Source organism: Flavobacterium niveum (assembly GCF_055231775.1).
The window spans coordinates 211,053-225,029 of sequence record NZ_JBUYSX010000001.1 but is presented as its reverse complement, the minus strand read 5'-3'; the positions used below and the strand labels follow the sequence as shown (position 1 = coordinate 225,029).

Sequence of the window (13,977 nt, the reverse complement as noted above, 5' to 3'; positions counted from 1 at the left end):
ATATTAAATTGATCATTGTTTGTCGTATAGCCATACCCTTAGCAGCGACAGCAGCTGGTCGGTATCTACAGGTTTGGTAATGTAATCGCTGGCACCGGCATTGATACACTTCTCACGGTCGCCGGTCATGGCCTTAGCCGTTACAGCAATCACCGGAAGGTTCTTAAACCTGTTGTCCTGCCTTATGTGCGTGGCGGTTTCGTAGCCGTCCATGTTTGGCATCATCATATCCAGCAGCACCACATCGGTATCAGGGTTCTGGTTCAGCGTTTTCAGTGCCTCTTTACCGTCTATGGCGGTAATTACGTTCATCTTCAGCGATTCAAGCGCCTTGGTAAGCGAGTAAATGTTACGCACATCGTCGTCTACCACAAGTACTTTTTTATCACTCAGTATATTGTTCAGTGCGCCACGTTTCTTGCCTGCATCGCCCGGTTTGCCCTTGTTTTCCTCCACCAGGTGCAGGAACAGCGATACCTCATCAAGCATACGCTGGTACGAGTGGGCCGTTTTCACAATAATACTGTCGGCATACTTGCGTATCTTAAACTCTTCCTTCATAGACAGGCTCTTGCCTGTAAATACTATAACAGGAAGGTTTTCCAGTCCCGGGGTCTGTTTCACGTTTTCCAGTATCTGGTAGGCCTGCCTGTCCGGCACGCCCATATCAAGGATTACACAATCTACCTCTTCGCGTTTCAGTGCCTCAACACCATCTACAACTGCGCTTTTTATTTCAGAATTAATATTGTACGAACCAAGGAAATACGCCAGCGCCTGTGCATGCTTAGGGTTGTCTTCCACAATAAGCACCTTTTGCGACTCGCGGTTTATAAAATGCTCTATGCGCTTAAATACATCCGGTATCTGTTCATAGGCCATAGGCTTATCCAGGAAGTTAACCGCACCTTTAAGCAGGCTTTCTTTTTTAAGCTTATGGCTGGACATGATGTGCACCGGTATATGGCGTGTTTGTGCATTTGCCTTCAGTTCTTCCATAACCTCCCAGCCGCTCTTCACCGGAAGCTCTATATCCAGCAATATACCCGATGGCTTATAGGCCAGGGCCAAATCAAGCGCCTGGTCGCCACGTACGCTTACAATGCCTTTGTACCCACGCTTGCGCGTAAAGTCGAGCAAGGTGCGGGCAAACGGTACGTCATCTTCCACAATAAGTACCGAACGGTCGCCGGGTTGCAGGCCTTCGCGGTCGTCTTCCACACTTTCGGGGATTACGGCACTGCGGTATTCTTCTATAGGTTTTTCAAGTAAGGTTTCTTTTTCCTGAGCCGGTTTTGTATCGGTTTTAGGCTGTACCAAATTAGTAGGCGACACCGTAACCTGCTGCGGTACCGGGGCACCGTATACCGGGATGGTAAGGGTAAACTCACTACCCTTGCCTGCTTCGCTTTTCAGCGAAAGCTCGCCGTTAAGCAGCTTGGCCAGTTCGCGGCTGATGGAAAGGCCAAGGCCTGTACCACCAAACTTACGCCTTGTACTGCCGTCTGCCTGCTGGAAGGCTTCAAACACCATGGCTTGTTTTTCCAGCGGTATGCCTATGCCGGTATCTTTAACCGTAAACTGTAATAGCTTATCATTGCTTGCATGCCTTTTTACGCTAAGGGTTACACTACCTTCAGTTGTAAACTTAACCGCATTTGAAAGCAGGTTTTTAAGTATCTGCTCCAGGCGCATTTTATCGGTACGCAGCACCAGCGGCGCATCTTTATCGTCTATATACAGGCTTATTGCCTTTTCCCTTGCCAGCGGGGTAAACATACCCCTAAGGTTAGATGTAACTTCTTCTGTGGCAATATCTATGAATTCAAGATCCATTTTACCGGCCTCTATTTTGCTAAGGTCCAATATCTCATCGATAAGCCCTAACAGCCCGTTACCGGAACTTTGTATTACCCTTGCAAATTCTATTTGCTCCTCGTTAAGGTTAGCATCACTGTTTTCAGAAAGCAGCCTGCTTAACAGTAATATAGAGTTAAGCGGGGTACGCAGTTCATGCGACATATTAGCCAGGAACTCACTCTTGTATCGGGTAGATATTTCCAGTTCTTCCGATTTTTTAAGGATTTCCAGGTTACGCTCCTCAAGCAGTGCACCGCGTTCGCTAAGCTCCTCATTGGTTTGCTGAAGCTCTTCCTGCTGCACGCGCAGTTCTTCTTCGCTGGCCTGTAGCTTTTCGGTTTGGGTTTCCAGCTCGGCATTCATGCTTTCCAGTTCGCTGTGCTGTGCCCTCAGTTCTTCGCTTTGTGCCTGGGTTTCTTCAAGCAATTCCTGCAGGCGCTTACGGTTTTGAGCCGCCTTAAGCGCAATACCTATATTATTTGAAACCGCTTTAAGGAACTCAACCTCACGCGGGCTGAAGCCTTTAACGCTTACAAGCCCCATGGCGCCCTCTACCTTAATGTCTACCAAAGGAAGGGCTATAATGTGCGATGGCTTCAGTTCGCCAAGCGCATACGATATGCTTACATTTTCTGTGTCAAGGCCTTTCAGCTCCATCATATTGCCAGATAAAGCCGCCTGCCCCAGCACGCCGTCGCCAAACTGTATACTGCGCCTTGCTTCAGTCGGTACAAAGCTGTAACCCGCCATAGCATTCAGCATATCGTTTTCTACAATATAAATAGCCGCAGCATCGCTATTGATGTAACCGGCTATGTAGTCTACAATATCGCGGCACAGTTGCTCTACCGGTTTTTCGCCAATCATTACGGTATTAAGTTCGGCTATACCTGATTGTTCCCATTCGTTATCAGACAGGGTTTTGAATGACTGGCTCAGCGACCTGGCCATGGCATTCAGCGAGCCGCTTAACGAACCAAGCGAGTCGTTTTGACGGTCATCAGTACGTATCTCATAATCACCCGACGAAATTTGCGAAGCAATACCACTGATAACTTCTATACGTTCGCTCATTTCGCGATCTTTATCCTTTAGTGCATCATGCAGCTGCGAACGTTCGCGATAATCACGCATTATCCTTGAAAAATAGAACCCGCTTATAACAAGCGACAGCAATGCTGCAAGTACTATTGTAACTACTGATGCATCGCTGTAGCGTTCCGTATATTCCATGCGCTGCTTCAGCAGGCGTTGTTCTTCGGTTTGCAAGTCGGCAATACACTTACGTATATCCGCCATAAGCTCACGTCCTTTGTCTATATCTTCAGGGTAAACCATACGCTGCTCGCGCTTCAGCTTTATACGGTCGTTCATAAAATTAAAGAATGAAGCCGTAAGCGGCTTCAGCTTTTGCAGGGTTTGCTGCTGCGTAGGGTTGTCTATAGTAAGCACCTCTACCTCGTCAAAAAACGAATCACACTCTTTCTGTGCACCCTTGTACTGGGTCAGGTATTCTTCCTTACCGGTAATCAGGTAGCCCCTCATACTGGTTTGTGCTTCCAGTACTACGGTGTTGCCTCCGTTAAGGTTAGATATTACCTGCTGGGTATGGTCTACCCATCCGGTACTGTCCAGTAGGTTTTTTATACAAAAGTAAGATGCAAGCGAACTCACTATCAGTATAATGAACGATATACCGAAGCCTATAAATAAATTCCTCCTGAAATTAGTATTCATCTAATTTTGTGTTTGTCTTTGGTTATATTAAGCCGGGAACACCATAACAAAGCTGGCACCCTCGCCCGGTGCGCTTTTGGCGGTAATAATCCCGTTGTGCTTTTCTGTTATCTTTTTGGCAATGGCCAGGCCTATACCGGTACCGTCATACTGCTGTCGGTCGTTAAGGCTCTGGAAGATGATAAAGATACGGTCTAAATACTTTTCATCGAAGCCTATGCCATTGTCTTTTACAATTATACGGTAAAAATTGCCCGTGGCATTAGCCGCAGGCGCGTCAAAGCTTTTATCATTACTATATTCTCCCCATATAGTAATTTCGGCAGGGACACCCGCTTTGGCAAATTTAAGCGAATTTCCCACTAAATTCTGAAAAAGTTGCCTTAATTGGCTACGCACACCCGGTATGGGTTGCAGCGGTGCTATATGTACATGGGCATGCTTCTCCTCTATAAGGTAATCAAAGTCGGTAAGCACCTCATCTATAACCTCATTCAGGTTTACCTGCTCGGGCAATGCGGTAGACGAAAGTCGCGAATAATCAATCAGGTCCGTTATCAGCCGCGACATACGGTCGGCCGAACGCAGGGTGCGGCTTATATAGTCGAGCGCATCACCTGAAGTAACATACCTGTCGCGTATTATTTTGGTAAACATTTCTATTTTACGCAACGGTTCCTTGAGGTCGTGCGATACCACCCAGCTGAATTGCTGCAACTCGTGGTTACGCAGTTCCAGCTCCTCGTTTTTCTGGAGCAGTTCGCGGGTACGTTCCTCTACCTTGGCTTCAAGGTTATCTTGTGCCTCTTTGCGTATTTCTATCTCCTTGCTGAGAATGTCGCGTATGTGGCGCAGTTCCTGTTTTTGCTCGTACAGTTTCAGGAAGGTTTTCACCTTAAGTATCAGCAAGTCTGGATCTACGGGCTTGGTAATATAATCTACCGCACCGCTTTCATACCCTTTGGAAATGTATTTCTTTTCCTTGTTTATCGCCGAAAGGAAAATCACGGGAATGTCTCGCGTGCGCGAGCTTCCGGCCATGATTTCCATTACCTCAAAGCCGTCCATGCCGGGCATCTGCACATCGAGGATAATGAGTGAATAATCGGTTTTAAGGATTTTTATAAGCGCCTCCTCACCCGATTCTGCCGAATCGCAGTCGAGGTTGTGTATGGCTAATATTTTTTTAAGGGGCAGGATGTTCTCCCGCTGGTCGTCTACAATAAGGATCATGTCAGCTGGGTAATTTTACCGGTAAAATGGCTGTAATTGTACTTTGTGCCAATGCAGCCTGTAAAGGCCAAACACACAGCAGATAAGGAAAAACAGGAATAGTAAGGTGCCATCATGTTCCAAAAATAGGAAAAAGATTTGTTAAAGCCTTGTTAAGGGTTTAATGATAACGTATTTAGCAGAAATAAATGTAATATAACAATAGTGTTACCAGCACTATAGCGTTTTGCATTATCTTTGGTCTTACTAAACTATTACGCTGGATGAAGAAACTTTTACTCCTTATAGCTCTGCCTTTTATAGCCACCGCACAGGTACCGCAATACTACAGCAGTATTGATTTCAACCTTACCGGCGATGCCCTAAAAGCACAACTTGCAACACTGATTACCGATACCCACACTACCGAACTGGTATATACACCGGGCGTATGGAACGCACTGAAGCAAACCGACCTGGACCCCACCAACGCCGAAAATGTGCTGCTTGTATACGGTTATGATGACACCGACACCGAAGTTAGCACCGACCGCACCCGCGATAAAGACCTGAGTTGCCACACCAGCAGTTGCAACGGGCTTTGGGTACGCGAACATGTATACCCACGGTCGCTGGGCAACCCTAACCTGGAGTTTGAAGGGCCGGGATCGGATGCGCACCACCTGAGGGCTATAGACAACAGCATGAACAACAGCCGCAGTAACCGCGTTTTTGCCGATGGCAGCGGGCATGCCACTACCCTGCCTAACGACCAGTTTTACCCCGGCGATGAGTGGAAAGGCGACGTAGCCCGCATGATGATGTACATGTATGTACGCTACGGCAACCAGTGCGAGGCTACCGTAGTGGGTGCAGGCGATACCAACTACAGCACCTATGCCGATATGCCGAATATTTTCCTGGAGTGGAACGAGGAAGACCCTGTAAGCGACTATGAAACCAACCGCAATGATATACTTGAGGATATACAGGGTAACCGCAACCCTTTTATAGACAACCCGTACCTGGCCAGCCGTATCTGGAACGGCCCGCAGGCTGAAGACACCTGGGGATTACTTGCCACAGCAACCGACAAACTAAACAACATCTATTTGTACCCTGCCTGCACCAGCGGCGAAGTACATATAATGAATACCGAAAACGCAACCTACACATATACCTTATATAATACACTGGGGCAACAGGTACCTGTATTTGTAACAGACGGTACTTTTTCGGTGGAGAAAAATGCGCCCGGCATGTATTTTTTAACAATTACCAATGGCCAATATGTTAAAACCGTAAAACTGATACGTAAATAAGTCCTGATTTTTTAACAACCTCTTAATTTACACCCTGTCAAATTATATTTTTAATAAAGATATTTACATTTAACAACATATAAATCACAACATAAAGTAAAACAACTACTTATCAACATTCTTTTAATTAATAAATTTCTAATTCTATATTTGCGTCACGCATATTATTCTCTGAAACCGAAACTAGAACTTTAATTATTACTGCGAATGGTAAAAAATTTACACACAAAAGTTAACAGGCTTTTGCTGGTGGCGTTGCTGCTGGTATCTGCTATATCCTGGGGGCAATCGATATGGACAAACCCGATTACCGGCACCAATCCTAATGCCTCTAACCCTTACACAACAGGTGATACCGCCAACGCCAATATAACCGTAAGCGGTATAGGCCGCGGAGCAGGAGCCACAGGCACCAACGCAACTAACAGGTATAATGCAAGCAGCTGGAACACCACAGCTTTAGACCCTACCGCTTATTTTGAATTTACCCTTACCCCAAATACAGGATACAAAATAAATTTAAGCAGCTTTGTGTATACTTCGCAGGCGAGTGCATCAAATCCTGTTACAAGTGCTGAGGTACGTACCAGCTTAGACGGCTTCGCAGCCGGTGTTGGTACACCTACACTAACCGGCACAACTATAAACCTGAGTGCCAGCACGTACCAAAACCTTACTTCAGCCATAACAATACGTTTTTATGTATGGGGTAATGCTTCAACAGTCACAACATCTACTTTCAGTATAAACGATTTCACCTTTAACGGTACTGTAGAAGCTGCTGTTTATCCGGAAGTGACTACCACTACAATAAGCAGCGTTACCAGTACCGGGGCTACCGGCGGCGGTAACGTTACTGCCGATAACGGCGTTTCGGTTACACATAAAGGTACCGTGTGGAATACCTCGGCTGCACCTACCATAGCGCTTACCACAAAAACAGATGATGGCACAGGTACCGGTAGCTTTACAAGCACACTGTCTGGCCTTACTAATAACACATTATATTATTACCGTGCTTATGCCACAAACTCATCGAGTGCTACGGCTTACGGTACAGAGTATTCTTTTTACACCCTGGCGCTGACTCCTGCCGCTCCTACGCTTAGCGACCCGCAGCAAACCAGCATTAAAGTTGCCGTTAACGGTAACGGAAATGGCAGTACCGTGCTGTATGCCATCCGTGTAAACAGCACACAATACGTACAGGCTGACGGCACCCTTGGCGCAAGCCCTGCCTACAAAACCGTAGCCAACTGGGGCACTACAACCATAACCGGACTTACACCGGGCACTAACTACACCGTAGATGTTACCGCACAAAATACAGGAGGCGTAGATTCGGCTTACGGGCCATCTGCCAGCCTTGCCACAAACTCGGCTGCATCGCCTGCACTTACGCTGGTAAGTTCGTCATTAACCTTTGGCAGTGTATGTACCAATGCCTATGCTACCGGGACAATCGTATTTAGCGGTGCCAACCTTTCTAATGCCGATATTACGGTATCTGAACTTTCCGGGTACAGTTACTCACTTACAGAATCAGGAACCTACACTTCACCGCTTACCATAACAGGTTATAACGGTGCCGAAATTACAGTGTACGTGCGTTTTGCACCACCATCTGTCACCACCTACAACGGAACCATATCGGTAGCCGGCACCGGAACTAACAGCACTGCGCAATTTACCGTTAGCGCCAGCGGAACCGGTATAAACACTGCCGCCGCCACAACTACCTCTTCAACCACCTCAGGTATTACAGAGGTATCGGCTACAGTAAATGCTACGGTTACTACCGGCTGTACTGCCGTTACCACTTACGGTTTTGAGTATGCTACTACAACAGGCTTTACCATAGGCACAGGCACTACAGTTTATTCAAACAACCTTGCTTCAGGCAGCTTTAGTGCTACGCTTAGCGGCCTGCAGGCTTCTACCACCTATTACTACAGGTCGTTTGTTATAGACGGCACCGGTACCTATAACGGTTCGCAACAAACACTGACCACCGCCAGCCTTGGTACACCAGTGGCAACAGCTGCAACAGCTGTAGCACAGACTTCATTCACTGCCAACTGGAATGCTGTTTCGGGTGCCGACTCCTATACTGTAGACGTGAGTACCAGCCCTACCTTTGGCGCGTATAATGCCGGGGTAACCGCTACCGACCTTTTTATATCTGAATACGTAGAAGGTACCAGCAACAACAAGTACATTGAAATATACAACGGAACCGGTGCAAGTGTAAACCTTACCGATTACAGGCTGAGGCTGTATGCCAACGGATCTGGCACGGCATCTAACGACATTGTACTTACAGGTACGCTGGCTAACGGCGCTACAATAGTATACAGGAACACCAGTGCAAACATTTATGCCGGCACAACAACAACTAACAGCGCCGTTAACTTTAATGGTGATGATGCTATAGTACTGTATAAAATATCTACAGCATCTAACGTAGACATCATAGGCCGTATAGGCGAAGATCCGGGCGTAGAATGGCGTGTAAACGGAGGATTTACAACACTGGACAAAACCCTGAGGAGAAAAAACACCATAACACACGGTGTTACCACAAACCCTGCAAGCGGTTTCCCTACCCTGGCTACAGAATGGATTACCCTTGATATAAACGATGTAAGCAACCTTGGCAGCCATGATTTCGGTTTTGTGGCTTCTTATGTTAGCGGCTACGAAAACTTCCCGGCCACCGGAACTTCGGCCAGCATTACCGGCGTTGATGATAATACTACTTTTTATTACAGGGTCAGGGCTGCAAGTACAAACGATACTTCAGACAACTCTAACACTATAAGCTTAACTACACTATCAGACACTGTTACCTGGGTAATCCCGAACGGCCTTACCGCACCGGAGTGGCAACCAAGCGGGCAAACCCCTACAGCACTTACCCATGTGGTTATTGCCGAAGACTATAACACCACTGCAGATGGTACATTTACTGCCAAAAGCATAACGCTTAATAACAGCTATACCTTTACCCTGGCAGAAAATACAACCATAGTACTTGAAGAAGGCATAACAAACAATGCTGATGCGGCCGATTTTGTAATAGAAAACAACGCATCATTATTACAAAATAGTACTACCGCCAATACTGCAGAAATCACTGTGCTGAAAACAAGCAACCCTTTGTTCAGGTTAGACTACACCATGTGGTCATCTCCGGTAATAGGGCTTAGCCTTTATGATTTCAGTCCGGCTACAGCATCAACACGTTTTTATGAGTATGGCTATTTCAGCTCTATCAGTGCTTCAGCGTACGGCCCGGTAGCTTCTTCCACCCTGTTTGAAGCAGGTAAAGGCTACCTTATACGTATGCCAAACGTACTTTCGGGCAACGTGACCGGTACTACTAATGATTATGTAACCACACCTGCCGAATATATAGCTGGCACCGATAACTACTACTACGAAGGCGAATTTGCCGGTGTACCTAATAACGGTACCATAACCCGCATGCTTTCGTTGGAAGGAAGCCGATATAACGCTGTGGGTAACCCTTATCCGTCACCACTTAGCGTATACGAATTTGTAACCCAAAACAGCAGCGTGCTGGAAACCGGCGCCCTGTACCTGTGGAGGAAGAAAAATGATGCCGACGTATCGTCTTACGCCACACTTACACTATCGGCATTTACAGCTAACAGCGGTTCTGCTTCGGGCGGACAGGACCAGTCGGGTTACTTTACCAACCCGGATGAAACCACCTGGACACTGGCACCGGCACAAGGCTTTTTGGTACAAACCAAATCAACCGCCGGTACAGGTGCCGAGCTTACCTTTAACAACAGCATGAGGAAACAGGCATCATCTGCCGGGCAGGCATTCTTAAAGAATGCTAACCCTAATGCAGGGATAAGCAAATCACGCTACTGGCTGAACCTTACCAACACCTCAGGTGGCTTTAGCCAAATGGCGGTAGCCTATATGGAAAATACCTCTACAGGTTTTGACTTTGGTTACGATGGTAAAACCCTGGTAGACGGAAACAACATAAGCCTGTATACTTTAGCTGAAGAAAACACCCTTACCATACAGGCAAGGCCTCAGTTTGAAAACCAGGACGTGGTAACTGCAGGTTACAACGCCACACAGGCAGGCGAGTATACCATAAGTATGGATCACAACGATGGTGTATTTGCCAACGGGCAAAGTGTGTTCCTTGTAGATAAAGCGGAAGGCCTGGTACGCAACCTAACCGAAGACAGCTATACATTTACTACCGAGGCCGGTACGTTTAACGAACGTTTTGACATTGTATATACTACCACCGCACTGGGTACTGAAAACCCTGTTATAGATGCAAGCACTGTTGTGGTATACAAAAATGGCAACACTATAGGCATCAATACCGGCAGCACCCTTATGGAAGGCGTAACTGTGTACGACATCCGCGGCAGGAAGCTGTTTGCACAAAGTGGCCTAAGCACTACCGAAACTACAATAAGCAACCTTACCGCGCAGCAGCAGGTACTGATTGTGGAAGTAAAAACCGTAAAAGGTACTGTTTCTAAAAAGATTGTTTACTAAACCGATTATAAAAATCACTTCACTGAACCCCGCAGCCCAACAGCTGCGGGGTTTTTCTTTGTAATTAGCTCAATCTCATTGCGAAAAACAAAAATATTGTATCATCAAAAAATTAACCTCAAAACAAAAACTTATCAACACGCAAACGTTGTAGCAAACTCCGAAAACGATTGAAGCTATTGCAGATGTTAAAATAGGTGTAGTTTTACATAACTAAATATTGAATATTACCCTTACTAATTGTTTCAGTATGAAAAAACTACTACTGCTATTTTATATACTTTTTGGCTTTACCGCACAGGCACAAACCGATGTGTACTGGCGCAGCGAAGCGCCTAACGGTAACTGGGAATGGGGCAGCACCTGCGATAACGGCAGCGATGGCCAATGGTACTATAACTGGGGCGGCAACCGCAAAAGGCCCGATTGCTATTCGTTCCACTACCTGCATTTTGCAAACAACAACCAGGTAACCATGAACCTGAACTCAAGCGACGACTTTAGTGTAAACCGTATTTATTTTGAAAGTTCGGCGTCGTGGTCGCGCACTATAAATACCGATAACGGCAAGAAAATCTTCTTTAAGAATGCAGGTGCCAAAATGGAGAACTTCTCCTCAGTTAACCACACCTTTAACGTTGAAATTTCGCTGGATGCCACTACCGAGATAAACCCCGTAAGTGGCGACCTTACCCTAAACGGCAACGTAAACACCTTTGGCAATACTATTAATGTATACGGCAGCAATGCCAAAACCCTTACCATAGCCGGGGTGATAAACGGCAGCGGCAGCCTGTACCTTAAACAGAACTCTACGGTAGTGCTTTCGGGCAGCAACACCTATACGGGCAGTACTGTGGTAGAAGCAGGTACACTGCAACTGAACAATACATCGGGCGCACTACCTGCTGCTGCATCGGTAACGGTACAGAGCGGTGGTACATTGCGTATAGCAAAAAACCAAACCCTTAGCGGGCTTACCATAAACAGCGGTGCCACCCTTGTTATAGACAGCGGCGCATCACTTACAGTAACCGGAAGTTATACGAACAGTGGCACGCTAACCAATAACGGTACACTGATATTACAGTTGGCCGGCACCACATCCTTCCCGGGTAGCAGTACAGTAAGCGCTCTAAACGCCTTAACAGTAGCTTCGGGCACGGTAAGCCTCAGCGCAAACATCAGCCCTGCAAACCTTAGCGTTACAGGAGGGACACTGGATTTGGGCAGCTATACAGCCAACTCGGCTACCGGCGGGACACTAACACTTTCGGGCAGTGGTGCGCTAAAAATAGGCGGCACCGCTACCCTGCCTTCGGGGTATGGTACGCACAGCTTCAGTAGCGGCAGTACTGTGGAATATTACGGTACGGCACAAACCATAGGCACACTAAGCAACAGCCAAAAATACGGTTACCTCACCCTATCAGGCACGGGGCAGAAAACCCTTGCAGGGAATGTGAGCGTGGCAAATAACCTTACACTGCAAAGCACGGCTTCGCTATTAGTAGGCTCGGGTAAAAACCTTACCGTAGACAACCAGTTTTTTAACAACGGCGTTGCATCGCATTTCACCATAGAAAACAATGCAGCATTGGTACAGACAAATAATGTAACCAATACCGGCCAGATAGTACAGTACAAAAACAGCAACACGCTATACAGGTTGGATTACACCATGTGGTCGTCTCCCGTGGCAGCACAAAACATGTACGACTTCAGTCCCGCCACAGCGGCAAACCGTTTTTATGAATATAAGTACATCAGCACAACAAACAGTGAAGCCTATGCACCTGTAGATGCCACAGCTACCAGCTTTGCCGCAGGGAAAGGCTACCTGATACGCATGCCAAACGTATTGGGTACTTCAGGGTACAATGAAGGCACTACCGCAGTTCCGTTTATTGGCACCTTTACCGGCGCACCAAATAACGGCACCATAACCGTACCGATGTCTAACGAAGGGAACCGCTTTACCGCTGTAGGTAACCCATACCCTTCGCCAATAAGCGTATACGAATTGTTTACGCAAAACAGTGCCGTACTAAGCCAAACGGGTGCATTATACCTTTGGCGCAAGCGGAATAATGCCGCAACAGCATCATACGCCACGCTTACCCTTGCAGCCTTTACGGCAAACGGCAGCGGGCAAAATGCCACAAACAGCACCGGCGGGCAAAATGCTTCGGGTTATTTTACCGGTAGCAATACCACCTGGCTTTTAGCTCCCGGACAAGGCTTTATAGTGCAAACCAAAAGCGGCGTTACCGGCAGCCCTGTGCTTACCTTTAATAACAGTATGCGTAAGGTAGTACCCGGCAGCGGGCAGGCTTTCCTGAAGATGGCGCAGCAGGAGGGAGCACCGAAACTGTGGCTGAACCTTACCGATGCGAACAATGGCTTCAGCCAGATGGCGGTGGCTTATATGGAGGAAGCTACAATGGGGCTCGATTTTGGTTTCGATGGGCAGAGGCTGGCCGACAGCGAAAACATAGCACTATACAGCCTTGCCGAAAACGAAACCCTGGCCGTACAGGCACGCCCGGCTTTTGACATAACAGATATAGTACCGCTGGGATTTACCGCTACTGCAACGGGTAACTATACTATAGGACTGGATCACACCGAAGGTATTTTTACCGAAGGGCAAAAAGTATACCTGCGCGATAACCAGGAAGGTATACTGCGCAACCTGAGCGAGAATGACTATACCTTTAGTAGTGAAGTTGGCGTTTTTAACGAACGTTTTGAAGTGGTATATACCACCCAGGCATTGGCTACCCCTGCCATAACGGAACAACCTGAGGTAACACTATATAAAGAAGGTAATACTATACAGCTAAATGCAGGCAATACTATAATAAGGAGTGTAGCAGTGTACGACCTTAACGGCAGGCTGCTGTATACACAAAAATATAATACACAAAACGCTACTACGGCAAACCTTACTATAGCAAAACAGGTAGTACTGGTACAGGTAGTAACTGATAAAGGCACCACAAACAAGAAACTGGTTTTTTAAACAAGTAGTATGTAATTTTCTTCTGGTCCCTTCGCTGTATAGTGAGGGGATTTTTTTTTGAAAAAATTTACATAAAAATAAAACCATACGGGTATTGCCTTACGTATATAGTGCCAAAGCATCCTTACATATATATATATTGCGATCCCCCAAAATGAAGCCGCCCTATAGGAATAATGAGTGGTTTTTGGCGGCAAGCCTCCATGTTATAAAAATATGGAGGCTTTTTTTTACATTATTGGCAATCAGGAGTACTTAACA

The 13,977-nt window shown here is 46.6% G+C and carries 5 protein-coding genes; 3 read left to right on the top strand and 2 right to left on the bottom strand.

Annotation, left to right across the window (positions count from 1 at the left end; genetic code table 11):
• Positions 1–12: 12 nt before the first annotated feature.
• Both ACZIX4_RS00905 and ACZIX4_RS00900 read right to left on the bottom strand, forming a co-directional pair.
• Positions 13–3,597, bottom strand: coding sequence for a response regulator (locus tag ACZIX4_RS00905; RefSeq protein WP_463333729.1), 3,585 nt, complete (start codon positions 3,595–3,597; stop codon positions 13–15).
• A 27-nt stretch (positions 3,598–3,624) separates the two neighbouring features.
• Complete coding sequence (locus tag ACZIX4_RS00900) at positions 3,625–4,830, bottom strand: hybrid sensor histidine kinase/response regulator (RefSeq protein ID WP_463333728.1); 1,206 nt, start codon at positions 4,828–4,830, stop codon at positions 3,625–3,627.
• A 263-nt stretch (positions 4,831–5,093) separates the two neighbouring features.
• Here ACZIX4_RS00900 and ACZIX4_RS00895 point away from each other — a divergent pair, with 263 nt between their 5' ends.
• The 3 genes from ACZIX4_RS00895 (at position 5,094) to ACZIX4_RS00885 (ending at position 13,716) form a co-directional block, all read left to right on the top strand.
• On the top strand, positions 5,094–6,131 hold the full coding sequence (locus ACZIX4_RS00895) for an endonuclease (RefSeq protein WP_463333727.1): 1,038 nt from the start codon (positions 5,094–5,096) through the stop codon (positions 6,129–6,131).
• A 207-nt stretch (positions 6,132–6,338) separates the two neighbouring features.
• Positions 6,339–10,691, top strand: coding sequence for a T9SS sorting signal type C domain-containing protein (locus ACZIX4_RS00890; RefSeq protein ID WP_463333726.1), 4,353 nt, complete (start codon positions 6,339–6,341; stop codon positions 10,689–10,691).
• 250 nt (positions 10,692–10,941) lie between these two features.
• Positions 10,942–13,716 (top strand): beta strand repeat-containing protein, encoded by a 2,775-nt coding sequence (locus tag ACZIX4_RS00885; protein WP_463333725.1) that lies wholly within the window; start codon positions 10,942–10,944, stop codon positions 13,714–13,716.
• Positions 13,717–13,977 lie beyond the last annotated feature (261 nt).

Excerpts from the sequence above, each read along its gene's own strand:
- ACZIX4_RS00905 (WP_463333729.1), bottom strand. The coding sequence starts at position 3,597 with ATGAATACTAATTTCAGGAGGAATTTATTTATAGGCTTCGGTATATCG.
- ACZIX4_RS00900 (WP_463333728.1), bottom strand. The coding sequence starts at position 4,830 with ATGATCCTTATTGTAGACGACCAGCGGGAGAACATCCTGCCCCTTAAA.
- ACZIX4_RS00895 (WP_463333727.1), top strand. The coding sequence starts at position 5,094 with ATGAAGAAACTTTTACTCCTTATAGCTCTGCCTTTTATAGCCACCGCA.
- ACZIX4_RS00890 (WP_463333726.1), top strand. The coding sequence starts at position 6,339 with ATGGTAAAAAATTTACACACAAAAGTTAACAGGCTTTTGCTGGTGGCG.
- ACZIX4_RS00885 (WP_463333725.1), top strand. The coding sequence starts at position 10,942 with ATGAAAAAACTACTACTGCTATTTTATATACTTTTTGGCTTTACCGCA.